24 protein-coding genes are annotated in these 26,291 nt (G+C 65.9%); 14 read left to right on the top strand and 10 right to left on the bottom strand.

The features are described 5' to 3' along the window. Nucleotides 1-28 precede the first annotated feature (28 nt). Complete coding sequence (locus tag AZ34_RS06820) at nt 29-1,405, top strand: MATE family efflux transporter (protein ID WP_035606298.1); 1,377 nt, start codon at nt 29-31, stop codon at nt 1,403-1,405. 268 nt (nt 1,406-1,673) lie between these two features. On the opposite strand, the gene phoR is transcribed toward AZ34_RS06820, so the two are convergent. The 7 genes from phoR to pstS form a co-directional block, all read right to left on the bottom strand. Then, a complete protein-coding gene (phoR, locus tag AZ34_RS06815; protein WP_035606294.1) occupies nt 1,674-3,059 on the bottom strand; it encodes a phosphate regulon sensor histidine kinase PhoR in 1,386 nt (461 codons plus the stop codon). Nucleotides 3,060-3,138: 79 nt separating this feature from the next. Further along, on the bottom strand, nt 3,139-3,837 hold the full coding sequence (gene phoB, locus AZ34_RS06810; protein WP_035606290.1) for a phosphate regulon transcriptional regulator PhoB: 699 nt from the start codon (nt 3,835-3,837) through the stop codon (nt 3,139-3,141). A 145-nt stretch (nt 3,838-3,982) separates the two neighbouring features. Continuing rightward, nucleotides 3,983-4,684 carry a phosphate signaling complex protein PhoU gene (gene phoU, locus AZ34_RS06805; protein ID WP_035606287.1) on the bottom strand — a complete coding sequence of 234 codons (702 nt, stop codon included), beginning with the start codon at nt 4,682-4,684 and terminating at the stop codon, nt 3,983-3,985. 52 nt (nt 4,685-4,736) lie between these two features. Then, complete coding sequence (gene pstB, locus AZ34_RS06800) at nt 4,737-5,546, bottom strand: phosphate ABC transporter ATP-binding protein PstB (protein ID WP_419670228.1); 810 nt, start codon at nt 5,544-5,546, stop codon at nt 4,737-4,739. 60 nt (nt 5,547-5,606) lie between these two features. Then, nucleotides 5,607-6,470 carry a phosphate ABC transporter permease PstA gene (gene pstA, locus AZ34_RS06795; protein WP_081767111.1) on the bottom strand — a complete coding sequence of 288 codons (864 nt, stop codon included), beginning with the start codon at nt 6,468-6,470 and terminating at the stop codon, nt 5,607-5,609. Next, nucleotides 6,467-7,468 carry a phosphate ABC transporter permease subunit PstC gene (gene pstC / locus AZ34_RS06790; RefSeq protein ID WP_035606282.1) on the bottom strand — a complete coding sequence of 334 codons (1,002 nt, stop codon included), beginning with the start codon at nt 7,466-7,468 and terminating at the stop codon, nt 6,467-6,469. The genes pstA and pstC overlap by 4 nt, the downstream gene beginning before the upstream one ends. A gap of 49 nt (nt 7,469-7,517) precedes the next feature. Beyond that, nucleotides 7,518-8,525, bottom strand: coding sequence for a phosphate ABC transporter substrate-binding protein PstS (gene pstS / locus AZ34_RS06785; RefSeq protein WP_035606279.1), 1,008 nt, complete (start codon nt 8,523-8,525; stop codon nt 7,518-7,520). 207 nt (nt 8,526-8,732) lie between these two features. Here pstS and AZ34_RS06780 point away from each other — a divergent pair, with 207 nt between their 5' ends. The 3 genes from AZ34_RS06780 (at nt 8,733) to AZ34_RS06770 (ending at nt 13,379) form a co-directional block, all read left to right on the top strand. Beyond that, the gene (locus tag AZ34_RS06780; RefSeq protein WP_035611094.1) at nt 8,733-10,928 is read left to right on the top strand and encodes a PhoX family protein; all 2,196 of its coding nucleotides are present in this window, start codon (nt 8,733-8,735) and stop codon (nt 10,926-10,928) included. A 177-nt stretch (nt 10,929-11,105) separates the two neighbouring features. Further along, nucleotides 11,106-12,641 (top strand): Ppx/GppA phosphatase family protein, encoded by a 1,536-nt coding sequence (locus AZ34_RS06775; protein ID WP_035606277.1) that lies wholly within the window; start codon nt 11,106-11,108, stop codon nt 12,639-12,641. A 63-nt stretch (nt 12,642-12,704) separates the two neighbouring features. Continuing rightward, nucleotides 12,705-13,379: a glutathione S-transferase family protein gene (locus AZ34_RS06770; RefSeq protein ID WP_035606274.1), complete on the top strand. Its 675-nt coding sequence runs from the start codon at nt 12,705-12,707 to the stop codon at nt 13,377-13,379. A 70-nt stretch (nt 13,380-13,449) separates the two neighbouring features. On the opposite strand, the gene arfB is transcribed toward AZ34_RS06770, so the two are convergent. Then, the gene (gene arfB / locus AZ34_RS06765) at nt 13,450-13,842 is read right to left on the bottom strand and encodes an alternative ribosome rescue aminoacyl-tRNA hydrolase ArfB (RefSeq protein ID WP_035606271.1); all 393 of its coding nucleotides are present in this window, start codon (nt 13,840-13,842) and stop codon (nt 13,450-13,452) included. Nucleotides 13,843-13,974: 132 nt separating this feature from the next. Here arfB and leuC point away from each other — a divergent pair, with 132 nt between their 5' ends. The 4 genes from leuC (at nt 13,975) to leuB (ending at nt 17,459) form a co-directional block, all read left to right on the top strand. Continuing rightward, the gene (leuC, locus tag AZ34_RS06760) at nt 13,975-15,396 is read left to right on the top strand and encodes a 3-isopropylmalate dehydratase large subunit (RefSeq protein ID WP_035606268.1); all 1,422 of its coding nucleotides are present in this window, start codon (nt 13,975-13,977) and stop codon (nt 15,394-15,396) included. A 58-nt stretch (nt 15,397-15,454) separates the two neighbouring features. Then, the gene (locus AZ34_RS18245) at nt 15,455-15,619 is read left to right on the top strand and encodes an entericidin EcnAB (RefSeq protein WP_155831737.1); all 165 of its coding nucleotides are present in this window, start codon (nt 15,455-15,457) and stop codon (nt 15,617-15,619) included. A 4-nt stretch (nt 15,620-15,623) separates the two neighbouring features. Continuing rightward, entirely contained in the window at nt 15,624-16,268 is a 645-nt protein-coding gene (gene leuD, locus AZ34_RS06755; RefSeq protein ID WP_035606266.1) for a 3-isopropylmalate dehydratase small subunit, read from the top strand. A gap of 120 nt (nt 16,269-16,388) precedes the next feature. Then, nucleotides 16,389-17,459 (top strand): 3-isopropylmalate dehydrogenase, encoded by a 1,071-nt coding sequence (gene leuB / locus AZ34_RS06750; protein ID WP_035606262.1) that lies wholly within the window; start codon nt 16,389-16,391, stop codon nt 17,457-17,459. A gap of 77 nt (nt 17,460-17,536) precedes the next feature. On the opposite strand, the gene AZ34_RS06745 is transcribed toward leuB, so the two are convergent. Both AZ34_RS06745 and AZ34_RS06740 read right to left on the bottom strand, forming a co-directional pair. Continuing rightward, nucleotides 17,537-17,914, bottom strand: a complete 378-nt coding sequence (locus AZ34_RS06745) for a cupin domain-containing protein (protein WP_035606256.1) — start codon at nt 17,912-17,914, stop codon at nt 17,537-17,539. Nucleotides 17,915-17,929: 15 nt separating this feature from the next. Then, nucleotides 17,930-18,193, bottom strand: a complete 264-nt coding sequence (locus tag AZ34_RS06740; RefSeq protein ID WP_035611092.1) for a DUF2798 domain-containing protein — start codon at nt 18,191-18,193, stop codon at nt 17,930-17,932. A gap of 339 nt (nt 18,194-18,532) precedes the next feature. Here AZ34_RS06740 and asd point away from each other — a divergent pair, with 339 nt between their 5' ends. From asd to trpA, 6 genes are all read left to right on the top strand, one after another. Next, complete coding sequence (asd, locus tag AZ34_RS06735; protein ID WP_035606253.1) at nt 18,533-19,663, top strand: aspartate-semialdehyde dehydrogenase; 1,131 nt, start codon at nt 18,533-18,535, stop codon at nt 19,661-19,663. A gap of 168 nt (nt 19,664-19,831) precedes the next feature. Beyond that, nucleotides 19,832-22,162: a FimV family protein gene (locus AZ34_RS06730; RefSeq protein WP_035606249.1), complete on the top strand. Its 2,331-nt coding sequence runs from the start codon at nt 19,832-19,834 to the stop codon at nt 22,160-22,162. A gap of 42 nt (nt 22,163-22,204) precedes the next feature. Further along, the gene (gene truA, locus AZ34_RS06725; protein WP_035606247.1) at nt 22,205-23,017 is read left to right on the top strand and encodes a tRNA pseudouridine(38-40) synthase TruA; all 813 of its coding nucleotides are present in this window, start codon (nt 22,205-22,207) and stop codon (nt 23,015-23,017) included. 310 nt (nt 23,018-23,327) lie between these two features. Beyond that, nucleotides 23,328-24,029, top strand: a complete 702-nt coding sequence (locus AZ34_RS06720; RefSeq protein WP_035606244.1) for a phosphoribosylanthranilate isomerase — start codon at nt 23,328-23,330, stop codon at nt 24,027-24,029. A 17-nt stretch (nt 24,030-24,046) separates the two neighbouring features. Beyond that, nucleotides 24,047-25,387, top strand: a complete 1,341-nt coding sequence (gene trpB / locus AZ34_RS06715; protein WP_051509588.1) for a tryptophan synthase subunit beta — start codon at nt 24,047-24,049, stop codon at nt 25,385-25,387. After that, a complete protein-coding gene (gene trpA, locus AZ34_RS06710; RefSeq protein WP_035606242.1) occupies nt 25,384-26,229 on the top strand; it encodes a tryptophan synthase subunit alpha in 846 nt (281 codons plus the stop codon). The genes trpB and trpA overlap by 4 nt, the downstream gene beginning before the upstream one ends. The last annotated feature ends 62 nt before the right edge of the window (nt 26,230-26,291 follow it).

Here is a 26,291-nt window from a genome sequence, read left to right as displayed (position 1 = left end):
CCCTCGTCCCTGTCCACATCCCCTCCGTGTGACTGAAGCGCGCAAGAGTGAACTGGGCATCGTGACCCGCCACGCCCTGACGGTGCTGGCCGGGCAGCTCGCGACCATCGCTTATGGCGTGACCGACACCCTGGTCGCCGGACGTTATTCGGAAGCCTCGCTGGCCGCGCTCTCGGTCGGCGCCGCCATCTACATGAGCGTCTACGTGAGCCTCATGGGCGTGTTGCAGGCCCTGCTGCCAGTCTGGGCCGAGCTGCATGGCGCCAGCCGGCGCGAGGGCGGTGAAGCAGCTGCTGCGAACCGAAATCTGGGCCATTCGCTGCGCCAGTCGATCTACCTTTGGGCCGGGCTGTCGCTGCTGGGCATGACGCTGCTGCTGACCCCGGGCCCGCTGCTGGCCTGGGCCGAGGTGCCCCCGGCCCTGCGCGGCGAAGTCACTCACTACCTGACGGTGCTGGCGCTGGCGCTGCCCGTGGCGCTGCTGTTTCGCCTGTTCGCAACGCTCAATCAGAGCCTGGGCCACCCTCAACTCGTGACCTGGCTGCAGCTGGGTTCGCTTGGCCTGAAAATCCCTCTTTCCCTGTGGTTCGCATGGGGTGGCCTGGGACTGAATCCCCAGGGTGCTGCGGGCTGCGCCTGGGCCACCCTGGTGACGCAGTTGGTCCTGCTGCTGTTGGCCCTCTGGCTGCTGCGCACCAGGCCGCTGTATCGGCCGTATCAGCTTTGGCATCGCCCCGGCCGACCCGACGGACGGGTGCTTGCCGGGTTCCTGCGCATGGGTCTGCCCAGTGGGCTGTCCATCCTGGTCGAGGTCACATCCTTCACGCTGATGGCCTTGTTCGTCGCGCGCCTGGGCACGGCCGCCGCAGCCTCGCACCAGATCGCGGCCAATGTGGCCAGCGTGCTCTACATGATGCCGCTGGCCATCGGCATCGCCAGCAGCGCACGCACCAGTTACTGGCTGGGCGCAAACCAGCCTGCGCGGGCGCGCCAGGCGGTGCGCATAGGCCTCGGTCTGGTGGCCGGCAGTGCCCTGCTGCTCGCGGCCCTGCTGGCCCTGTCGCGCGGGCCCCTGGCCGCGCTGTACGCGCCCAGCACCGAGACGTTGGCGCTGGCGACGCCCTTGCTGGCCTGGGTTGCGCTTTACCACTTGTTCGATGGACTGCAGTCCCTGGGTGCCTTCCTGCTGCGCTGCTGGCGCATCACCGTCACGCCGCTGCTGATCTACGGCGTGCTGCTCTGGGGTCTGGGCCTGTATGGCGGCTACCGCCTGGCCTACACGGGCCTGGGGCCCTGGCCGGCCATGGCCACCCCTGCGGCCTTCTGGGCCAGCGGCGCCGCCGCGCTGCTGCTTGCCGCATCGGCGTTCTGGTTCATGCTCTGGCGATTGCTACGAAAAACATAGCGACAGCGCGTTGAGGTCAATGTCCGCCGTGATGATGGCGTCCGCGATCACGAGCGCTTGCGCAACGTGCCATGAACAAGGGCATCGGCTCCCGGACTGGCTTGCCCACTCATGGACGAGCGACTCATTGACGCCCTTGCTCTGCAACACGCCCCAGGCCAAGGGCAACAAGGTTCAGCGCGTTGGCCGTGTAGGGCGACTGCGACTGCGTGGCGGCCTGGATGCCGATGATGCAGGCCGGCCCTCATCGTTCAGCGTTGAGCCAGCGTCAACGTGCAACCATGGGCCTGAGACGATGGGCCGGAAACACCAGGGCAAAACGCGAACCCTGGCCCAGGGTACTTTCGACCTTCAGTTCGGCACCGTGACGCTGGGCCACATGCTTGACGATGGCCAAGCCCAGACCGGTGCCCCCCGTCTCGCGCGAACGGCTGCGATCCACACGGTAGAAGCGCTCGGTCAGTCGAGGAATGTGCTCCGCGGCGATGCCGGGACCGGTGTCCTGTACCCAGAACTCGGCGCTGTCCAGCCGCCCATCCACCTCCAGCAGGCGCCAGCCGCAGCGCACCGTGCCTTCGGTAGGCGTGTAGCGCACGGCATTGCTCACAAGGTTGGACAAGGCACTGTGCAATTCGTTGTTCGCACCGGCCAGCTCATAGGCTGGTGTGGGCTCAAAGTCCAGAGTCTGCCCACCTTGCGCCTGGACCATCCGGGTCTTGGCATCCGGTCGCGCGGGGTGCAGCACAACCGACAGGGTTTGCGCCTCCTGCTGCAGCTGGCGCATCATGGCAGGCAATGCGACCCACTCCCCTTCGCCCGGCGGTGGACTGCCTTCCAGGCGGGATAGCATCAGCAAATCATTCACCAGGGCTTGCATGCGCTCGGCCTGCTGGGCCATGAGGTCCAGGTAACGCGCGCGCTCGTCCTCCTGCAGGGGCAGCGTCTGCAAGGTTTCGACGAAACCGGACAACACGGTCAACGGGGTTCGAATCTCGTGCGAGACATTGGCCACGAAATCGCGGCGCATGGCCTCGGCCTGCTCGACCAGGGTCACGTCCCGCGACAGCAGCAGGCGCCTGCCCTCGCCGTACTCGTGCAGCTGCACCGACAAACGCACCGGGTTCACGCTGTTGTGAGCGCGTCCGGGCAGGGTCACGCCGCCGCCGTACTGGCCTGAAGCAAGGTAGGCGGTGAAAGCGGGGTTGCGCACCAGGTTGACCAAGTGCTGCTGCAGGTCGCGTGCCGGGTCCAGGCCCAGGTGCGCAGCCGCCGTCTGGTTGAGCCACTCGATGCGGCCTGCCGCGTCCAGCAGCAACACGCCATTGGGCGAGGCCTGCAGAGCGGCGAGGACATTCTGCAGGCGCAGCTCACTCTCGCGCGCCGCGCGCTCGCGCATGCGCGCGGCGCGACTCACCCGCTCAGCGACCTGTCCCCACAACCCCAGGCGCAGCGGCGGGGCGACGGCCAGGGCATCGGTGCGCAACCATTGCAGCACGCGCAAGCCGCGCGTGAAATCGTAGAGGCCCCAGAGGATGCCCGCGCCCAGCATGCCCGCGAGCATGCCGCGAATGCGCAAGGCCTCGGGTGCGATCTGATGCCCCAACCACGCGCCCAGGGCCTGGAACATCAGGAATGAAAAGATGCGCAGCAGCATGGCAAGACGTATGAAAAAGACCTGCGGTGTAACGGCACCAAGCCGCCCACCGCAGGACGCGGGCTGGATTAGACCACCGTCAGGAGGTGGTGAGCGCCTGCGTGGTGAGCCGGTAGCCAGCGCCGCGCACAGTCTCGATCATCGGAGCCGCTGCGCCCAGGGCTTCGCGCAGACGCTTGATGTGCACGTCTACCGTCCGCTCTTCGATGAAGACATGGTCGCCCCAAACCTTGTCGAGCAGTTGGCCCCGGCTGTGCACACGCTCGGCATGGCTCATCAGGTAGTGCAGCAGCTTGAACTCGGTGGGACCGAGCTTGAGCAGTTGCTCGTCGAAGCTGACGCGGTGCGTGGCCGTGTCGAGCTTGAGGCGACCCGCCTCCAGCGTCACGGCCGCCTGCTCGGGTGCGCGGCGTCGCAGCACGGCGCGGATGCGCGCCAGCATCTCCTTGGTGGAGAAAGGCTTGGCCATGTAGTCGTCGGCGCCCGCATCCAGACCCGCCACGCGGTCCGCCTCGTCGCCGCGCGCGGTCAGCATGATGATGGGCACGGCCTTGGTGCGGGGGTCCCCACGCCAGCGCCGCGCGAGGGTCAGGCCGCTGGCACCGGGCAGCATCCAATCCAGCAGCACCAGATCCGGCAGCATGGCGTCGATCTCGCGTTGCGCGCTCTCGCCGTCCAGCGCCAGCGTGGGCTGAAAGCCGTTGTGGCGCAGGTTGACGGCGATCAGTTCGGCGATGGCCGGTTCATCTTCGACGATGAGGACAGTAGGTTGCTTCATTCTCCAAGCGTCCCTTGGTCTCCACGCTTCGCCACGCATGCCCGTGCGAACCCAAGCTCACGCGAACCCGGCTTAACCGGGCCACTGAGAGCGCCCCCTGAAGGAACGTCGCGCAACGAACGAGGGCGGCGAAGCCTGGAAGTATTCACTTCAGCATCGCCTCGATCTCTTCGATCGTGTGGTGGCGCACGTCCGCGCCCTTGACGATGTAGATGATGAGTTCAGCGATGTTCTTGGCATGGTCGCCCACGCGCTCGATGGCCTTGGCCAAGAACAGCAGGTCCAGGCTGCTGGAGATCGTGCGCGGGTCTTCCATCATGTAGGTGATCAGCACGCGCGTGAAGCTGCCGAACTCGCGGTCGATCAGGTCATCCTCGCGCAGGATGGCGGCGGCGGCGGCGGTGTCCAGGCGGGCGAACGCGTCGAGCGACTTGCGCAGCTGACTGGCCGCCAGATCCGCCTCCATGCGCAGGGCCGGCGCGGGCAAGGCGCGCGGCGCGCCAGCTTCGAGAATGGACAGCACCATGCGCGCCATCTTCTCGGCTTCGTCGCCCGCGCGTTCCAGGTTGGCCACGGCCTTCGAAACAGCCATCAACAGCCGCAGATCGCGCGCCGTGGGCTGGCGTCGCGCGATGATGGAGGAAATCTCGTGGTCCAGCGCGATGTCCATTTCATTGACGCGCTTCTCCAGCAGAATGACCTCGCGCGCCGCCTCGGCATTGAAATGGGCCAGCGCCAGGATGGCCTGCTGCACCTGGGATTCAACCAGGCCACCCATTTCCATGACGCGGCTGGAGATGGTGCTCAGTTCGCTGTCGAACTGGGTGGAAAGATGTTTATCGGGCATGGTGCGGTGCTCCTGAGGTTCTGTACGTCCGTGGTGTGATCGACGTCGTCGCTCAACCGAAACGGCCCGTGATGTAATCTTCAGTTTCCTGGCGGACCGGCTTGAAGAAGATCTGCTCGGTGTCGCCAAACTCAATCAGCTCGCCCAGGTACATATAGGCCGTGTAGTCGCTGCAGCGCGCGGCCTGCTGCATGTTGTGCGTGACGATGACGACCGTGTAGTCGTTCTTCAACTCGGTGATCAGTTCCTCGATCTTGCCGGTGGAAATCGGGTCCAGCGCCGAGCAGGGCTCGTCCAGCAGCAGCACTTCGGGTTTGATGGCGATGCCGCGCGCGATACACAGGCGCTGCTGCTGACCGCCCGAGAGGCTGGAGCCGCTTTGGCGTAGCTTGTCCTTCACCTCGTTCCACAGCGCGGCCTTGCGCAGGGCCCATTCAACACGTTCTTCCATGTCGGTGTCGGACAACGACTCGAAGAGCTTGATGCCGAAGGCCACGTTGTCGTAGATCGACATCGGGAAGGGCGTGGGCTTCTGGAACACCATGCCCACGCGCGCGCGCAGCAGGGCAACGTCCTGCTTGCTGGTCAGCAGGTTTTCGCCGTCCAGCAGCACCTGGCCCTCGGCGCGCTGCTCCGGGTAAAGCGCGTACATGCGGTTGAAAACGCGCAGCAGCGTGGACTTGCCGCAGCCCGAGGGGCCGATGAAGGCCGTGACCTTGTCCTTGGGGATGTCCAGGTTGATGTGCTTGAGCGCGTGGAACTTGCCGTAATAGAAGTTCAGGTCGCGCACCGCGATCTTGGAAGGCACGGCGGAAGCGTTCGCGGCGGCGGTGGGGGCAGTGGTGGTTTCCATGGCATTCATCACGGGCGTTTCGGGTCCGGTGGCGTTGTGGGAGCGGTCGCTGGCGAACATGGTTCGGGTTTATTGCTGCTTGCGGGTCAACAAGCGGGCCAGGATGTTCAGCCCCAGCACGGCCACGGTGATCAGCAGCACGCCGGCCCAGGCCAGGTGCTGCCAGTTCTCATAGGGGCTCATGGCGAACTTGAAGATCGTGACCGGCAGGCTGGCCATGGGCGAACTGAGGTCGGAATTCCAGAACTGGTTGTTGAGCGCGGTGAACAGCAGCGGCGCCGTTTCGCCCGCGATGCGCGCCACCGCCAGCAGCACACCCGTCACCACGCCGGCCATGGCGGCGCGCAAGGTGATCATGGTGATGACCTTCCATTTCGGTGTGCCCAGGGCGTAAGCGGCTTCGCGCATGGCCGAAGGCACGAGCTGCAGCATGTTTTCCGTGGTGCGGATCACGACCGGGATCACCAGCAGTGCCAGCGCCACCACGCCGGCCCAGCCGGAGAAGCTCTTGAAGCGCGCGACCACGACCGCGTAGACGAACAGGCCGATCACGATGGACGGTGCGGACAGTAGGATGTCGTTGACGAAACGCGTCGTCTCGGCCAGCCAGCCCTTGGGTTTGTATTCCACCAGGTAGATGCCCGCCAGGATGCCGACGGGCGTGCCGATCAGCGTCGCCATGGACACCATGATGAAGGAGCCGTAGAGCGCGTTGGCAATGCCGCCGGCCTCGTTGGGCGGCGGCGTCATCTGCGTCAGGGTGCTCCAGGCCAGACCACTCAGTCCCAGGTAAAGCGTCTCCCAGAGGATCCAGAACAGCCAAAAGAGACCAAAGGCCATGGCACCAAGTGACAGGCTCAGCGCGATCGCGTTGGTGCGCTTGCGCCGGGCAAAGGCAGCTCGGCGGATGTTTTCGAGCGTCGGGTTGCTCACGATTTGTCCCCTTCGCGCTTCTTGAGCTGGACCAGCAGCAGTTTGGAGAAAGACAACACCACGAAGGTGATGAAGAACAGCACAAGGCCGAGGTAGATCAAGGCCGCCTGGTGCAGACCGGCGCCCGCCTCGGCGAATTCGTTCGCGAGGGCGGAAGTGATGCTGTTGGCGGCTTCGAAGAGGCTCAGCGTGTCAAGCTGGTTCATGTTGCCGATCACAAAGGTGACCGCCATGGTCTCACCCAGGGCGCGGCCCAGGCCCAGCATGATGCCGCCGACCACGCCGGTCTTGGTGTAGGGCAGCACCACTTGGGACACCACCTCCCAGGTCGTCGCGCCCAGGCCGTAGGCCGATTCCTTCAGCAGGGGTGGCGTGACTTCGAACACATCGCGCATGACGGAGGCGATGAAGGGGATGATCATGATGGCGAGGATGATGCCCGCCGACAGAATGCCGATGCCGACCGGCGGCCCCGACACCAACGCGCCCAGGTAGGGCACGCCGTTGAACAATGCTTGCAGCGGCTGCTGCACATACTTGGCCAGGATGGGACCGAACACGAGCAGGCCCCACATGCCGTAGACGATGGACGGCACGGCCGCCAACAACTCGATGGCCGTGCCCAGCGGACGCTTGAGCCAGGCCGGGCACATCTCCGTCAGGAAAAGCGCGATGCCGAAGCTCACCGGCACGGCGATCAGCAGCGCGATGAAGGATGTGGCCAAGGTCCCGTAAATCATCACGAGACCGCCGAAGTCCTCCTGCACCGGGTCCCACACGGAACTCGTCAGGAAGCCCAGACCGTATTTTTCGATGGCGGGCCAGGCGCCCACCACCAGAGAACCGAGGATGGAAGCCAGCAACGCCAGCGTCAACCAGGCCGCTCCCTGCGCCAGGAAACCGAACACCCCATCGAACCAGGCGCCGGGCGCGCGGGTGCGGGTCTTCGTGCTGGAGTCCGGCTGGGCAGTGGACAGGGTGGCGGAAGTTGAACTCATGGCGTGCTGCTTCGCTTCAATGCGCGTCGACCAAGGACGCGCCGGGTTTTTACTTGACCGTGCTCAGGAGCTTGGTGACTTGGGCCTTCACGCTGGCCGGCATGGGCACGTAGTCCAGGCCTTCGGCGGTGGCGTCACCGTTCTTGTAGGTCCACTCGAAGAACTTCTTCACGGCCTCGCCTTGCGCGGGCTTGTCCTGCTTGACGTGCATCAGGATGAAGGTCGCACCGGTGATGGGCCAGGACTTGGCGCCGGCCTGGTTGGTCAGCACTTGGTAGAACGACTTGTCCCACTGGGCACCCGCGGCGGCGGCCTTGAAGGTGTCGAAGTCGGGTGCGACGAACTGGCCAGCGGCGTTCTGCAGCAGGGCGTAGGTCATCTTGTTCTGCTTCACGTAGGCGTACTCGACGTAGCCGATGGAGCTGGGCAGGCGGTTCACGAAGGCGGCGACGCCCTCGTTGCCCTTGCCACCCGCGCCCGTGGGCCAGTTGACGGCGGTGCCTTCACCAACCTTGTCCTTCCACTCGGGGCTGACCTTGCTCAGGTAGTTGGTGAACAGGAAGCTGGTGCCCGAGCCATCGGCGCGGCGCACCACGGCGATCAATTCGTCTTCCAGCTTCAGGTCCTTGTTGAGCGCGACGATGGCGGGGTCGTTCCACTTGGTGATCTTGCCCAGGTAGATGTCGGCCAGCACAGCGCCAGTCAGCTTGAGCTGGCCAGGCTGGATGCCCTTGAGGTTCACGACCGGCACCACGCCGCCCATCACGGTCGGGAACTGAACCAGGCCCTTTTCGGCCAGTTGTTCATCCTTCAGAGGCGCATCGGAAGCGCCGAAGTCCACCGTCTTGGCATCGATCTGCTTGAGGCCGGCGCCCGAACCCACGGATTGGTAGTTCACCTGGATGCCGGTGGCCTTGGCGTAGTCAGACGCCCACTTGGCGTACAGCGGGGCCGGGAAGCTGGCGCCCGCGCCGGTCACGTTCTGGGCCGACGCCACGGTGGCGAATGCCAGGGCAGCGCTCAGACCCAGGATGCGGAAATTCAAACGAGCTTTCATCGAGGACTCCTATGAGGTTGTTTGGAAAGCCGCTTGAATTTAAGAACCTTTTGTGACACCACCGTGACAACGGGCGGGGCGCAGTGTAGCGCGGGGTTCATGGCCTTGTCACACTGCCTGCACAAGATGGGGCCGCTTTTTCCCAAGCCACTGTTCCAGCGCTGGCTGGAGCCAACCCATGACGCCCACGACGAGAAGGCCTGCACCATGAACCGAAGCCACACCCCCTTCACCCCCGCCGTCGACCCTGACGACGTTGGCTACAACCCCTGCGGCCAGGCCGCGCTGGAAACCCTGATCGCCACGCGCATGAGCCGTCGCGGATTGTTGCGCGCAGGCACGGCGGGCGCCGCCATGCTCAGCGGCATTGCTGGTCTGGCTCAGGCAGCCACCCCCACCGACGGCCCCGGACTGACCCTCAGTTTCAACCCGGTGGCCAAGCATCTGGCGGACAGCGTGAGCGTGCCCGCAGGTTACACCGCCACCGTGCTCTACCGCCTGGGCGATCCCATCGCCGCCGGAGTGCCGGCATACAAAAACGACGGCACCGATGACCCAACCAGCTACGACCGCCGCGGGGGCGACCACCACGATGGCATGACCTGGTTCGGCATGAATGCCCAGGGCCGATGGACGCCCAAGTCGGCCGACCTCGGCCTGCTGGTGATGAACCATGAGGCCATCACCCCGGCCTTCCTGCACCCCATGGGTCCGACCATCAGCGGCGACAAGGACGCCGCGCGCCGCACGGTGGCCGACGAAGTGCGTCGCGAGTTCTATCTGCACGGCGTGAGCGTGATCGAAACGCAGAAGCAAGGCCGTGCCTGGCGCTACAAGCAGGACTCGCGCTACAACCGCCGCATCCACACGCTCACGGACATGCAACTCTCCGGTCCGGTGGCCGGGTCGGAGTTCGTGAAGACGAAATACTCGCCCGATGGCCGCAAGACCCGCGGCACGGTGAACAACTGCGCCAACGGCACCACGCCCTGGGGCACCTACCTGACCTGCGAGGAAAACTGGGCTGGTTACTTCCGCCGTCTGCCCGCTGACGACGCCCAGCGCACGCCGAAGGAGCTGGCATCGTTCAAACGCTATGGCGTGGGCGGCGTCGGCCGCGAAGGCTGGGCCACGGTCAGCGACGACGACCTCTACGCCCGCTGGAACACCGAGGTGCGCGGCGCCAGCCCCGCTGCGGACTACCGCAACGTCAGCAACACCTACGGCTGGGTCGTGGAAATCGACCCTTTCAACCCCAAGAGCACGCCAAAGAAGCGCACCGCCCTGGGCCGCTTCGGCCACGAAGGCGCCTGCCTCGGTCCAGTCACACCCGGCAAACCCCTGGTCTGGTACATGGGCGACGACGCTCGCAACGAATACATCTACAAGTTCGTCTCCGCCCGCAACTGGGACCCGAAAGACGCCAACCAAGGCATGGCCGCCGGCGACAAGTACATGGACGCGGGCACGCTCTACGTGGCCAAGTTCAAGGAAGACGGCAGCGGTGAATGGCTGGAACTGAGCTTCGGCAAGAACGGCATCGACGCCAACAACAAGAGCTACGCCTTCGCCAACCAGGCCGATGTGCTGGTCAACACCCGCCTGGCCGCTGATGCCGTGGGCGCGACCCGCATGGACCGCCCCGAATGGGCCGCCATCCACCCTCGCACGGGCGATGTGTACGTGACGCTGACCAACACCAACGGCCGGTCACGCCCCGTGGACAAGACCAACGCGGCCAATCCGCGCTATTACAACGACCCGAAAAACGGCAAGCCGCAAGAGGGCAATCCCAACGGCCACATCGTGCGCTTCGCTGATGCCCCCCTCAACGCCCCTTCCGGCAATCCTGCCGCCCTCGCCTTCCAGTGGGACGTGTACCTCTTCGGCGCGCGCGCCGGCAGCTCGCCCGACATCAACCTGTCGGGCCTCACGGCGGACAACGACTTCTCCAGCCCTGACGGCCTGTGGTTCAGCGACGCCGTGCCCGGCCTGGCCTGGCTGCAGACCGACGACGGCGCCTACACCGACGTGACGAACTGCATGATGCTGGCCGCTGTGCCCGGTCAGGTCGGCGATGGTGGCAAACAGACCATCGTCAACGTGGGCGCGGGCAACACCCGCACGCAAGACACCTATGTCGGAGCGCAAGTCGGCCAAAAAGGCACCCAGCTGCGCCGCTTCCTGGTCGGCCCCAAGGGCTGCGAGATCACCGGCATCGCCGAATCGGGCGACGGCCGCGCGCTCTTCGTCAACATCCAGCACCCGGGCGAGAACACCCCGGACGCGGACATCGGCGACCCGGCCAAGTTCGAGAGCCACTGGCCCGACGGCGGCAACGCCCGCCCGCGCTCTGCCACCGTGGTCATCACGCGCGACGATGGCGGAAAAATTGGAGTGTGACCTCCCCAGGCTCCGCTCCCTTCGTTCGCTTCGCCACCCCCTGCTGCTACGCGGAGGGGCGCACCCAGCGGCCTGGCAGAGCCAGTTCCGCGGGTGCCCGCGATGAAAGCCCCACGCAGGCGCCTCATGCTTGCGTCACGGCACCGTCATTGCCCTGCCATATAGTGCGGCCCTGACATGAAAAACGGAACCGAACTCGCCGCGATCGACCTGGGCTCCAACAGCTTTCGACTCGAAATCGCCCAGCTGGACCATGGCCTGCTCAAGCGCCGTGAATACCTCAAGGAAACCGTGCGCCAAGGCAACGGCCTGGACGAGGACCGCAACCTCACCGCAGAAGCGATGCAACGCGGCTGGGACTGCCTGGGCCGATTCGCCGAGCGTTTGGCCGGTTTCAAGCGCGCCCAGGTGCGCGCGGTCGCAACACAGACGCTGCGCGAAGCACGCAACCGTGACGAATTTCTGAAGCGCGCACAGATCCTGCTCGGCTTTCCGATCGAGGTGATCTCGGGCCGCGAGGAAGCGCGTTTGATCTACCAGGGTGTCACGCACCTGCTGCCCCAGTCCAGCGAACGCCGCCTGGTGGTGGACATCGGCGGGCGTTCGACCGAGCTGATCCTGGGTCAGGGCCGACGTCCACGTTTCATGGACTCCTACCATGTGGGCAGCGTGGCCTGGTCCATGCGTTACTTCCCGGAAGGCGTGTTCAGTGCCGCAGCCTTCGAGACGGCCGAGGTCGCGGCCCAGGCCGTGCTCGAAGAAGTGCTGGGCCACTGCCAGCCCGCGAGCCAAGGCGAAGGCGGCTGGGACACGGTGTACGGTGCCTCGGGCACGGTGGGTGCGGTCGGCGATGTGCTGGACGCCGAATTCAATCCACGAACCAGCGTGCCTGCGCAACGCATCACCCGCGCCGGGCTGGACTGGCTGCTGGACAAACTCCTCAAGGCGGGCGACGCCTCACGCCTGCGTCTCGACGGCATCAAGGAAGACCGCCGGGCCGTGATCGGCGGCGGCCTGTCTGTGCTGCGCGCCGTGTTCTCGCTGCTGCAAATCGAGGAAATGCATGTCGCCCAGGGCGCACTGCGACACGGCGCGCTGGTGGATCTGCTGGACCGTGAACATGCCCAGAGCGACCAGCGCAGCCTCAGCGTGCAAAGACTGGCCCACACCTTCGGCGCGGACGAACGTCAGGCCCAACGCGTGGGCCGGGTCGCCGAATTCCTGCTGCTGTCCTTGGTGCGCGAGCACGACCCGCTGGAGCAGGACGGACTGGAGCGCTTGCTGCGCAAGCTGAACTGGGCCGCGCAGTTGCACGAAATCGGCAGCGCCATCTCACACACCGACTACCACCGGCACGGCGCTTACATCCTCGACAACGCCGATGCGGCCGGCTTCACCATGAACGAGTTGCACCGGCTCAGCCAGCTGGTGCTGGGCCACCGTGGCAAGCTGCGCAAGCTGGAGGGCCTGCAGCTCGACGACCCGGACTTCGTGCTGCAACTGCTGGCGCTGCGGCTGGCCGTCATCCTCTGCCACGCCCGGCGCGAGCCGGACTTGCAAGGCCTGCGACTGAGTTGGGACGGGCTACGCTCGGTCCGGCTGGAGTACCCCGAAGGCTGGGGACGCGCCTGGCCGCAATCCGCTTGGCTGCTGCATGAGGAAGCACAAGCCTGGGCGAAAACCGCCTGGGCCATCGACGTGCAAGCGAGCTGAGGCCCGCCCACACCGGGTCTGCACCCGATGCGCCCTAGGCCGATTTCTGTTGAAGTCGGGGCTATGCAGACCCGCATCTACTCCGGCCCCTTGAGCATGTTCGGCGCGAAAGCCGAAATCGCGGCCCGCGAAAAAGGCATCGATTTCGAACGGATCATGGTGCCTTTCACCACCGACGACGCCTACGAACCCAAGCACCCCGAGGTGTTGCGGGTCAACCCGATCAAGCAACAGGTGCCGGTGCTGGTCGACGACGAGGTGGCGCTGTTCGACTCGACGCAGATCTTTGAATACCTTGAAGACCGCTACCCCGGCCCCGCGTACCTCGCACTGTGGCCTCAAGGCGTCGCCGAGCGGGCTCGTGCGCGGCAACTGGAGCTACAGTCAGACGAGGTCTTTTTTCCGAACGTGGTCAGGCTCTTCGGCCTGCAGCACGACATGCAAAGCGCCCCGGCGGTCGCGGCCTGCGCCGCCTGCGCGCGTCACTACGGCGAGATGGATGCGCTGCTGGCCACGCGCGATTACTTGGCTGGCCCCTATTCCTACGCCGACATCGCCCTCTACATGGCCCACGTCTTCGCCGACCGCAAGGGTGCTGGCATGACGGCCGCGACGCCTCGCTTGGTGGCCTGGCGCGACCGTGTGGGCGAGCGGCCCGCGGTGCGCGCGGTGGTGGATTCGATGATGTGTTTCCTTGCCTCCCAAGGACGCGGCGTGCCAGCCTTTCTTCAGCGCTGACGGGACGGCAACCCCCAGAGCAAGCTGATCCGTCAGAGGCTCGGCCCGTCGGCGCGGCACCTCGCGCGATTCAGACGGAGACCTTGCCGCGGCCCGCCTTGACCTCGGCACGCACAGCCTTGCCACGCAAACGGCGCAGCTTGGCCCCTTGCGTCGGTTTCGTTGCGCGGCGCGGCCGGGGGATGTGCGAAGCGAGCGCCACCAGTTCGGCCAGGCGTGCCCAAGCCTCGGCCTTGTTCTGCTCCTGGGTGCGGGCGCTCTGGGCCTTGATCACCACCACGCCATCCTTGCTCACGCGCTGGTCCGGCCAGGCCAGCAAGCGGTCTTTCACGCGGGCGGGAAGGGTCGAAGCGCGGATATCGAAGCGCAGATGCACCGCGCTCGACACCTTGTTCACGTTCTGCCCGCCCGGGCCCTGGGCGCGCACCGCGCTGAATTCGACCTCGTGTTCAGGGATGGACATGACGGCGAGCTTGCCACAAAAGTGCGCCGCGCCCTCTACAGCAGGAAAACCGCCACTGCACGGCGGGAATGTCCGCGACGTCGCCCCGCATAAAATGCCCCTTTCTCCAGAGACTCACGCAAAGTAGCCACCATGGGACAAACGCTTTACGACAAGATCTGGGACGAGCACGTCGTCCACACCGAGGAAGACGGCACCGCCATCCTCTACATCGATCGGCACCTGGTGCATGAAGTCACCAGCCCGCAGGCCTTCGAGGGCCTGCGCCAGGCGGGCCGCAAGCTCTGGCGCGTCAGTTCCGTGGTGGCCACCGCCGACCACAACACACCGACCAATGGCTGGGAACGCGGCTACGAAGGCATCGCCGACCCGATCAGCAAGGAACAGATCACCACGCTGGACAAGAACGTCAAGGAATACGGCGCGGCGGCTTTCTTCCCTTTCATGAGCAAGCGCCAGGGCATCGTGCACGTGATCGGCCCGGAGAACGGCGCGACCCTGCCCGGCATGACCGTGGTCTGCGGCGACAGCCACACCAGCACCCACGGCGCCTTCGGCGCGCTGGCGCACGGCATCGGCACCAGCGAAGTCGAGCACGTGATGGCCACCCAGACCCTGCTGGCCAAGAAGGCCAAGAACATGCTGGTCAAGGTCGAGGGCGCGCTGGCCAAGGGCGTGACGGCCAAGGACATCGTGCTGGCCATCATCGGCAAGATCGGCACCGCCGGCGGCACGGGCTACACCATCGAATTCGCCGGTTCGGCCATCCGCACCCTGAGCATGGAAGGCCGCATGACGGTCTGCAACATGGCCATCGAAGCTGGCGCGCGCGCCGGCTTGGTGGCCGTGGATGAGAAGACCATCGAGTACGTCAGGGGTCGTCCCATGGCGCCGACCGGTTTGGAATGGGACCAGGCCGTCGCCTACTGGAAGTCGCTGCACTCCGACGCCGACGCAAAATTCGACCGCGTGGTCGAACTCGATGCCACCCAGATACTGCCGCAGGTGACCTGGGGCACCTCGCCCGAGATGGTGCTGGGCATCGATGGCCGCGTGCCGGACCCGGACAAGGAAAAAGACGCCGTCAAACGGGGCGCCATCGAACGCGCCCTGGCCTACATGGCGCTGGAACCGGGCAAGCCTCTGAACGACATTTACGTGGACAAGGTCTTCATCGGTTCCTGCACCAACAGCCGCATCGAGGACATGCGCGAGGCCGCCGCCGTCATCAAGAAGCTGGGCCAGAAAGTCGCCAAGAACATCAAGCTCGCCCTGGTCGTGCCTGGCTCGGGCCTGGTGAAGGAGCAGGCCGAGCGCGAGGGCCTGCACGAGATCTTCAAGGCCGCCGGCTTCGAGTGGCGCGAACCCGGCTGCAGCATGTGCCTGGCCATGAACGCCGACCGGCTGGAGCCGGGCGAGCGCTGCGCCTCGACCAGCAACCGCAACTTCGAAGGCCGCCAGGGCGCGGGCGGACGCACCCATCTGGTCAGCCCCGCCATGGCCGCCGCCGCCGCCGTGCACGGCCACTTCATCGACATCCGCACGATCGCCTGAATCAAGGCCAAAGCAGTAAGGCCTTGCACGCCCACCCTCCTCACGAAAGGACAGTCACATGAAACGCATCACCGTCTGGTTAACCGCCCTCGCCACCTGCCTGGTCCTGGCCGCCTGCAGCAGCACCTGGTCCGGCGTCAAGGAAGACTCCAAGGAAATCGGCCATTCCGTTGGCAAGGGCCTGGAAAAGGCCGGCGAAAAGATCCAGGACATCACCAAATAAGCCCATGCAAAAGTTCACCGTGCATCAGGGCCTGGTGGCGCCCATGGACCGCGACAACGTGGACACGGACGCCATCATTCCCAAGCAGTTCCTCAAGTCGATCAAGCGCACGGGCTTTGGCCCCAACCTCTTCGACGAATGGCGCTATCTGGACCCGGGCTATCCCGGCCAGGACCCAGCCTCGCGCAAGCCCAACCCGGACTTCGTGCTGAACCAGCCGCGTTACCAGGGTGCTTCCATCCTGCTGGCGCGGCAGAACTTCGGCTGCGGCTCATCGCGTGAACACGCGCCCTGGGCCATCGAGCAGTACGGCTTTCGCGCGCTGATCGCGCCCAGCTATGCCGACATCTTCTTCAACAACTGCTTCAAGAACGGCCTGCTGCCCATCGTGCTGCCCGAGGCCACGGTGGCACAGCTGTTCGACGAATGCGCAGCCTTCCCCGGCTACCAGCTCACCATCGACCTGGAGCGGCAGGTGATCGTCAAGCCCCAGGGCGAGGAGATCGCCTTCGACGTGCAACCTTTCCGCAAGTACTGCCTGCTCAACGGCTTCGACGACATCGGCCTGACCCTGCGCCACAAGGACAAGATCCAGGCCTACGAAGCGCAGCGCTTGGCGACCAAGCCCTGGCTGGCGCACGTGATGTAAGCACACCCCAGGCTGCGCGCCTCGTTGGGCGCTCCACCCCCCCCCTTGCAGGGGCAACGCCAGCGGCCCGGCAAAGCCGGTTCCGCAGCGTTCCCCGAATAAGCCACTGGAAACTTAAGAATGAAAATCGCAGTTCTGCCTGGTGACGGCATCGGCACCGAAATCATCGCCGAGGCCGTCAAGGTGCTCAAGGCCCTGGACCTGAAGTTCGAGCTGGAGACCGCCCCCGTCGGCGGCGCGGCCTACGAAGCCGCTGGGCACCCCCTGCCCGAGAGCACGCTCAAGCTCGCCAAGGAAGCCGATGCCATCCTCTTCGGCGCGGTCGGCGACTGGAAGTACGACAAGCTGGAGCGCGCGCTGCGCCCCGAGCAGGCCATCCTGGGCCTGCGCAAGCACCTGGGCCTGTTCGCCAACTTCCGCCCCGCCATCTGCTACGAGCAGCTGACACACGCCTCCAGCCTGAAGCCCGAACTGGTGTCGGGCCTGGACATCCTGATCGTGCGTGAACTGACCGGCGACATCTACTTCGGCCAGCCGCGTGGCAAGCGCACGGCCACCGATGGCGCCTTCCCCGGCGCGGAAGAAGCCTTCGACACCATGCGCTACACCCGCCCCGAGATCGAGCGCATCGCCCACGTCGCCTTCCAGGCCGCGCGAAAGCGCAACAAGAAGGTCACCAGCGTGGACAAAGCCAATGTGCTGGAGACCTTCCAGTTCTGGAAGGACATCGTCACCGAAATCGGCCAGCAGTACCCGGATGTGAAGCTGGACCACATGTACGTGGACAACGCGGCCATGCAGCTCGTAAAGGCGCCCAAGTCCTTCGACGTGATCGTCACCGGCAATATGTTTGGCGACATCCTGAGCGACGAGGCCTCGATGCTGACCGGCTCCATCGGCATGCTGCCCTCGGCCAGCCTGAACAGCAAGAACCAGGGCCTGTACGAGCCCAGCCACGGCAGCGCGCCCGACATCGCGGGCAAGGGTGTGGCCAACCCGCTGGCCACCATCCTGTCCGCCGCGATGATGCTGCGCTTCAGCCTGAACCAGGAAGCCGCCGCCCAGCGCATTGAAGCCGCCGTGCAGAAGGTCTTGGCCCAGGGACTGCGCACGCCGGACATCCACAGCGCGGGCACGACCCAGGTCGGCACGGCGCAGATGGGGGATGCGGTGGTCAAGGCGCTGGCTTGAGCAGGCTCTTCACCCCGTCATACAAGCTGCCTCCCAAGGCAGCTTTTTCATGCACGGCTTCAGTTTCCTCACGCGGCTCAGCCCGCTTTTTCATAGATCACGAAACGCTTGGTCGTGGCTTCGACCACCTCCCACGTTCCCACGAAACCACGCGGGATCACGAATTCGTCACCCACACGCAGCGTCACCGCATGGCCCGCTTCGTCGGTTATGACGCTCACGCCGTCCAGCATGCGGCAATACTCTTCCTCGGTGTAGTGGATACGCCACTTGCCGGGCTCGCTGCGCCATAGGCCGACGACGTACTGCTGCGTCGGGTCGGTGTACTGCATCCACAGGGTCTGCTTCGGATTGCCAGTGATGAGTTTCTCGGGCGCGAGGAAATAAACTTCTGGCGTGCCAGCGCCTTCGACTTCCGCAGCCGACAGCAGAAGATGCACGGTGGGCGAGTTCATGTTGGCAGCAAGCACTCAAGGCCGGTCCATCTGCACGACCCGGGCCGTCAGGCGACGCACCACGGGCAGCAGCAAGAGCACCATCGGAAAGGCCACCGCCCAGGACAGGCCCCAGGCGCCCAGCCAGCCCGGCAGCGTCAGACCCCGCCAACCCACGCCTCGCAGGATACTGATGAAGGAAATGATGCCGGACATCATGAACGACAGAAAGAAGGGCATCACCACGCCGGCGTGGCGCGCGGGGAGCTTGCGCAAGGGAAGGGAAATGGGGAATTGCATGAAACTTCGGTCAGGCGCACGACGCGCCGCCCGGCCACGATTGTTCCACAGGGACTGCGGCGACCAGCCCATCCGCTACAATCCCCAGCCATGTCGCCCGCCTGCCTGTTCCCCCTGAACACCGCCGCCATCCTGGCCGGCGCGGTCGCGCGCGCGGACATCACCAAAACCACGACGATCAAGGGCTGACCTCGCCCCGGCTCGTCGCGCGCCCTTTCCGGCACCGAACGACGAGTCGGAGCCGGGCCACAGCCCCGAATTCCCATGGTTGCGTCGCAGCGACGTCCGGTGTGCATGGACGCTGTTTGTTTTAAACCTGATGTTGTGAAGGGCACGGTAATGAGCAAGTTGGTAGGTCTGGTCGGCTGGCGCGGCATGGTCGGCTCGGTGTTGATGGATCGCATGGTCGCGGAGAAGGATTTCGACCAGATCGAGCCGTTGTTTTTCTCCACCTCTAACTCGGGCGGCAAGGCCCCGACGATGGCGAAGAACGAGACCACGCTGCAGGACGCGCACAACATCGACGCGCTCAAGCGTTGCGACATCATCATCACTGCCCAGGGCGGCGACTACACGACCGAGGTCTTCCCCAAGCTGCGTGCGGCGGGCTGGAAGGGACATTGGATCGACGCGGCCTCCACCCTGCGCATGAAGGACGACGCGGTCATCATCCTGGACCCGGTGAACCTGCCGGTCATCCAGAACGCCTTGTCCAAGGGCGGTCTGAACTGGATCGGTGGCAACTGCACCGTGAGCTGCATGCTGATGGGCGTGGGCGCGCTGTACAAGGCGGGCCTGGTCGAATGGATGAGCACCCAGACCTACCAGGCCGCCAGCGGCGGCGGCGCGCAACACATGCGCGAGTTGCTCACGCAGTACGGCACCTTGAATGCCGAGGTCAAGAACTTGCTGGCCGACCCCAAGAGCGCCATCCTGGAGATCGACCGCAAGGTCATCGCCAAGCAGCGCAGCCTGTCGGCTGAGGAAACCGCCAACTTTGGCGTGCCGCTGGGCGGCTCCTTGATTCCCTGGATCGACAAGGACCTCGGCAATGGGGTCAGCCGCGAAGAATGGAAGGGCGGCGCCGAGACCAACAAGATCCTGGGCCAAGGTGAAGGCTTCGGCTCGCCAGCCGTGCCGGTCGACGGTTTCTGCGTGCGCATCGGTGCGATGCGCTGCCACAGCCAGGCCCTGACCTTCAAACTGAAGAAGAATGTACCCTTGGCCGACATCGAGGCCATGATCGCCGCTGACAACGCCTGGGTGAAGGTGGTGCCCAACAACAAGGAAGCCACCATCCGCGACTTGACCCCCGTGGCCGTGACGGGCACGCTGACCATCCCCGTGGGTCGCATCCGTAAGATGGCCATGGGGCCGGAATACCTGGGCGCCTTCACCATTGGCGACCAGTTGCTCTGGGGCGCGGCCGAACCGTTGCGTCGTATGCTGCGCATCCTGCTGGAGGCCTGAAACCCCCAGCGCATGGGCACACGCCCCTCTGGGCCCCTTACAGGCCCAGGCGTTGCCCAAAGCAAGATAAAACGCAAAGATTAAGCATCTTCTCAGCTTGTCAAGCCAAGTCATTGATGCTATGGTACTTTTTGATTTTCAGCCCCTGCCCGATCTTCGGAGGCCCTCGTGATTTCCGCCCAACCCCACCGCGCCCGCAAGCCATCCGGCGTGCTTCAGAAAAGCGCCTTGGCCCTGGCCTGCGCGACGGCGCTCGGCTTGTTCAGCGCCGCAGCCCATGCGCTGTCCCTGGGCCGCGCGGTGGTCCAGTCGTCGCTGGGTGAACCGCTGCGCGCCGAAGTCGAGCTGCTGGACATCAGCAACGAAGAGGCTGCCACGCTGCGCGCGCGCCTGGCCACGCCCGAATCCTTCGCCGCCAGCGGCATGGAATACAGCCCGGCGCTCAATGGTCTGCAGATCTCCTTGCAACAGCAGGACGGCCGCTATTTCCTGCGCCTGAGCAACCCGCAGAGCGTCGGCGAACCTTATGTCGACCTGATTCTGGAAGCCACCTGGGCTTCGGGCCGTCTGGTGCGCGACTACACCCTGCTGTTCGATCCCCCCCCCGGCGGCGGACGGACTCCCAGCTCGACGGACCCGACCCAGGCCGGTGCCGCAACGCCCGAGGCTGCAGCCCCTGCCCCCGTGTTCACGCCGCCCGTCACGACGGCGCTGCCCACACCCGTCACGCCCTTGCCCGACGCTGCGCCCGCAGATGTGACTGCCGCACCCGTGGCGGTGGCACCCACCGAGCCCGGCCCAGCCGAACCTGCAACCTCCGATACCCCGCCCGCCACACAGGCCACGTCATCCGACGCCGCGCCGTCCGCGCCTGCGGACGCGGCAGCCTCGGCGACGACCCCAGCGACCACCAGCGAAGCAGCGCCAGCCGGCGCGACTCAGAGCGCGACACCCGCACCGGCGGCCGCCCAGACCAGGCCCCGTCAGGCTGCACCGGCACGCGACACGCGCATCAACGTCAAGTCCGGCGACACGGCGGGCGAGATCGCGCTGGCGCAGCTGGCCCGACAACCAGCCTATGTGCAAGTCTCGCTGAACCAGATGCTGGTGGCCATGCTGCGCGCCAACCCGCACGCCTTCGTCAACGGCAATGTCAATCGCCTGCGCGCCGGTGTCGTGCTCACGCTTCCCGGCGCCGAGACCGCCCAGAACGTGAGCCGCACGCAAGCGCGCCAGCTGGTCATTGCCCAGAACCTGGACTTCGACGAATACCGCCGCCGCCTGGCTGACGCCGCCCCCGCAAGCGCCACCGCCGCCCAGCGCCAGACTGGCGGCAGCGTGCAACCTCAGGTGCAGGACCGCCGGGCCGCCCCTGCGACGCCCGACCAACTCACCCTCTCCAAGGGTGCAGTGCAGGCGCAGAGCGCACAAGCCCTGGCCGAGGAACGCAAAGCCCGGGAAGCCGCCGAACGCAGCGCAGCCTTGAACAAGAACATCGCCGAGCTGGAACAGCTCAGCAAGGCCACCACCCCCACCCCGCCCGGCTCTGGCCCCACAACCCAGCCCGGTGCCACGGCGGCCCCCGCCGCGCCGGCCACAGGGTCCGTCCCCGTCACCTCGGCCGCTGGCGCGGCCGCCCAGGATGCCGCAGCCGCCGCAGCGCCGGACGACAGCCTGTCTTTCGATGAACTCGTCAACGACCTGCTGGCCAACCCCGTGGTGCCCGCCGTCGGCGCGGGCTTGGCAGCCCTGCTGATCGGGTTGCTGGTCTACCGCCGACGCAAGCAACGCCCTGCCCAGGACGAATTCCAGGACAGCATGCAGGCCAACGACGGGCCGGCCGACGCGCAAGGCGCGCCCTCGGTGCCTGCGGGCGATGACGTGGACCCGGTGGCCGAGGCCGAGCTCTACCTCTCCTATGGCCGAGACCAGCAAGCCGAAGACATCCTCAAGGATGCCCTGCCGCGCCAACCCAGGCGCGTGGCCATTCACCAGAAACTGGCCGAGATCTATGCCAAGCGCGGTGACCTGGCCAATTTCACGCTGATCGCGACCCAGGCGCACGAAGCCAGCGGCGGCAGCGGCCCCGAGTGGGACGTGATCAGCACGCTGGGCCGCGAACTCGATCCGGACAACGCCCTCTACCAGTCCGGTGACGCTCTGCTCAACGTCTCGCCTGACGCGGATCTGGACTTTGGCGACGCGCCGCCGGCTCCGATGGCCGCCCCGGCCCCTGCCGCCCGGCCCGAACCTGCGCCGGTGGACTTCGACCTGAGCAGCCTGTCGCTGGACCTGGACGCGCCCTCGCCCAGCCTGAGCGCGGCCCCCACGCCGGCCGAGGATGAGGACGACCCGCTGGCCACCAAGCTGGCCCTGGCGGATGAGTTCAAGGCCATCGGCGACACCGACGGCGCACGCGCGCTGATCGAAGAAATCATCGCCGAGGCCGAGGGTGAGATGAAGGCGCGCGCCGAGCAGGCCCTGGCGGCCCTCGGTTGATGCGCCGGCGGTGTGCCGCAGCGCGGACCTGAGAACCGCGGCATGCGCGTCGCCCTGGGCCTGAGCTACGACGGCGCGGCCTACGAGGGCTGGCAAAGCCAGTCCTCGGGCCGCACGGTGCAGGACCGGCTGGAGCACGCCCTGGGCCGGTTCGCCGATGAGCCCATCTCCACCCTCTGCGCGGGCCGCACCGACGCGGGCGTGCACGGCCTGATGCAGGTGGTGCATTTCGACACGAGCGCGCAGCGCACGCCCTACGCCTGGGTGCGCGGCACCAACACCCATCTGCCGGCCGATATCGCCGTGCAGTGGGCGCAGCCGGTGCCGGACGAATTCCATTCCCGTGCCAGCGCGACCAGTCGCCGTTATGCCTACGTTCTGCTGCAGTCCCCTGTGCGGCCCAGCGTAGAAGCGCGGCGCGTGGGCTGGGTGTTCCAGCCGCTGGATCTGGATGTCATGCAGGCCGCCTTGCCTCATCTGCTGGGCGAGCGGGATTTCACCTCCTTTCGCGCCGCGGCCTGTCAGGCCCTGTCCCCGATCAAGAACCTGATGCGGGTGGAAATCAGCCGGCACGGCGCGCGCGATGGCAGCCACGCACCAGACACTTGTTACTGGCGCTTCGAGTTCGAGGCCAGCGCCTTCTTGCACCACATGATCCGCAACATCATGGGTTGCCTGATCGTGATCGGTCAGGGCAAGAAGCCGCCCACCTGGATGGCCGAGGTCGTCGCGGCCCGCAGTCGGGACGCCGCCGCTCCGACCTTCATGCCCGATGGTCTCTATTTCCTCGGGCCGCGTTACGACGCGCACTGGGGTTTGCCGGAGCGCACACCAGCGTTTGACTGGTTGCCTTGAGTGTCCACGCTTTGGGCACTCACTGCCCCACAGAATCCGGACGCCACCGCGTTGACTGCGCACATGGGGGTTACGCCGCCCGCCTCATATGATTTGCTGCGCAAATCGAAATCGGCAGGCGGCGTAGCCCCCATGTGCTTGAACCTGCATCTCAACTGTCCGCATGCATTGAGTGCCGGCTCCAAGCAGGCGCGCGGGTTTGGGTGAACCCGACGATTTGGATTTGCGCAGCAAATCGTATGAGGAGTGGTCGCCCAAACCCGTGCGCCTGCGTGTCACCAAAGCAGCGTACGCCAGCTAACATCACCCCATGAGGACAAGAATCAAGATCTGCGGCCTGACCCGCGAACAAGACGTGGATGCCGTGGCCGAAGCCGGGGCCGATGCCGCCGGCTTCGTGCTCTATGAAAAAAGCCCGCGCCACGTCCTGCCGCACCGCGCCGCGGTCCTGGCCCGGCGCCTGCCGGCCTTCGTCACACCCGTGCTGCTCTTCGTCAACGCCACGCCGGGCCAGGTCCGGCTGGCCTGCGAGCTGATTCCCAACGCCGTTTTGCAATTCCACGGCGACGAAACGCCGCAACATTGCCTGATGCTGGCCAAGGCCGCCAGCGAACGGCCCCATCCGCGCGCCTTCCTGCGTGCCGCCCGCATTCCCCTGCAGAACGGGCTTGGTGAAATCGGCGAGGCGTTTGACCTCGTAAAATACGCGCACGATTACGCCCATGCCCAAGCCATCCTCCTCGACGCACAGGTCGAAGGTTATGGCGGCGGCGGCAAAACTTTCGAATGGTCACAGCTTCCTCCAAACGTCGACGCTCACCTCGTCTTGAGTGGTGGGTTGACGCCTGCAAATGTGGGCGATGGCATCCGCCTGCTGCGGCCGCGCTGTAAATCGCTGGCCGTGGACGTGAGCTCCGGCGTCGAAGCCTCCAAGGGAGTGAAGGACGCCGGGAAGATCCAGGCCTTCGTCGCCGCCGTGCGCGCGCAAGACGCGACAGCGACGCAGGCATAAACCGTTTGGAAACCACCATGTCTGATCATTCCCACTCCGACGCCCTGCGGGGCGCTGCGGCCTTGCCCGATGCATCCGGCCACTTCGGCCCTTACGGCGGCAGCTTCATCAGCGAAACGCTGACCCAGGCCGTCAACGAACTCAAGGCCACCTACGCCAAGTACCAGCACGACCCGGAATTCCTCACGGAGTTCCAGTACGAACTGGCCCACTTCGTCGGCCGCCCCTCCCCCATCTACCACGCCGCGCGCATGAGCCGCGAACAGGGCGGCGCACAGATCTTCCTCAAGCGCGAGGACCTCAACCACACCGGCGCGCACAAGATCAACAACACCATCGGTCAGGCGCTGCTCGCCAAACGCATGGGCAAACCGCGTGTCATCGCTGAAACCGGTGCGGGCCAACATGGCGTGGCCACCGCGACCATCTGCGCGCGCTATGGCCTGGAGTGCGTGGTCTACATGGGCAGCGAGGACGTGAAACGCCAGTCGCCCAACGTCTACCGCATGAAGCTGCTGGGCGCGACCGTGGTGCCGGTGGAGTCCGGCAGCAAGACGCTCAAGGACGCGCTCAACGAGGCCATGCGCGACTGGGTGGCCAATGTGGACAACACTTTCTACATCATCGGTACCGTGGCTGGCCCCCACCCCTACCCGATGATGGTGCGCGATTTCCAAAGCGTGATCGGCGAGGAATGCCTGGTGCAGATGCCCGAGATGCTCCGGCGCGCGGGCTGCACAACCACGCAGCCAGACGCCGTGCTGGCCTGCGTGGGCGGCGGCAGCAACGCCATGGGCATCTTCCACCCTTACATCCCCCATGCGCAGACCCGGCTGATCGGCATCGAGGCTGCGGGCGAGGGCCTGGACACGGGCAAGCATGCCGCGTCCCTGCAGCGTGGTACGCCCGGTGTGCTGCACGGCAACCGCACCTACGTGCTGCACAACGACGATGGTCAGGTCACGGAAACCCACAGCATCAGCGCCGGCCTGGACTACCCCGGTGTTGGCCCCGAACACGCCTGGCTCAAGGACACGGGCCGCGCGGAGTACGTGGGCATCACCGACGAGGAAGCGCTGGCCGCCTTCCACTACCTTTGCCGCACCGAAGGCATCATTCCCGCGCTCGAATCCAGTCATGCCCTGGCCTACGCCATGAAACTGGCGAAAACCATGCGGACCGACCAGAGCATCCTGGTCAACCTCTCAGGCCGGGGCGACAAGGACATCGGTACCGTGGCCGACCTCTCAGGCGTGGATTTTTACGACCGGCCGTCGATGCGCGGCCATACGGTGAAGGGTGGCACAGGTCCGACCGCACCGGCCCAGAACGCGGGCATGGGAGGCACCAAGGCATGAGCCGGATCACCGACACCTTCGAACAGCTGAAAAGCGAAAAACGCAAGGCGCTGATTCCCTTCGTCACGGCTGGCTATCCCTACCCCGACATCACGCCCGCGCTGATGGCGGGCATGGTCGAGGCCGGGGCCGACGTGATCGAACTGGGCGTGCCCTTTTCCGATCCCAGCGCCGACGGACCGGTGATCCAGGCGGCGGGAGACAAAGCCCTGGCCGCGGGCATCGGCCTCAAGCAGGTGCTGAGCATGGTGCGCGAGTTCCGCGTCAAGAACCAGACCACGCCCGTGGTGCTGATGGGCTACGCCAATCCCATCGAACGCTACGACCAGTTGCATGGGGCCAGCCATTCTGCCGGTGCCCAGGCGGACTCCGCTTTCGTGCGCGACGCCGCGGCGGCCGGCGTGGACGGCGTGCTCGTCGTCGACTATCCGCCCGAGGAGTGTCAGGACTTTGCCGCCCGGCTGAAGGCCCAGGGCATGGACCTGATCTTCCTGCTCGCGCCCACCAGCACAGACGAGCGCATGGCCCAAGTGGCCCAACTGGCCAGCGGCTACGTCTACTACGTTTCGCTCAAAGGCGTCACCGGCTCGGGCGCGCTGGACACCTCGGCCGTGCAGGCCATGCTGCCGCGCATACGCCAGCACGTGAAGATCCCGGTCGGTGTCGGTTTCGGCATACGGGATGCGGAAACCGCCAAAGCCATCGGCGCCAGCGCCGACGCGGTGGTCATCGGCAGCCGCATCCTGCAGCTGATCGGTGACAAGCCCCACGCACAAGTCGTTACCGTTGCCATGGACTTCCTGCGGGGCATCCGCCGGGCCCTGGACAGTTTGGAGGGATAATCCCCGCCTCGCGCGCCCGTCGCCAATTGGCGACAGCCGGCCCCTGCCGGCGCCAGCCGGCG

Origin of the sequence: Hylemonella gracilis str. Niagara R (genome assembly GCF_000600295.1) — a bacterium.
Lineage (GTDB): Bacteria > Pseudomonadota > Gammaproteobacteria > Burkholderiales > Burkholderiaceae_C > Hylemonella > Hylemonella gracilis_A.
This window is presented reverse-complemented; position numbering and strand designations above follow the sequence as displayed.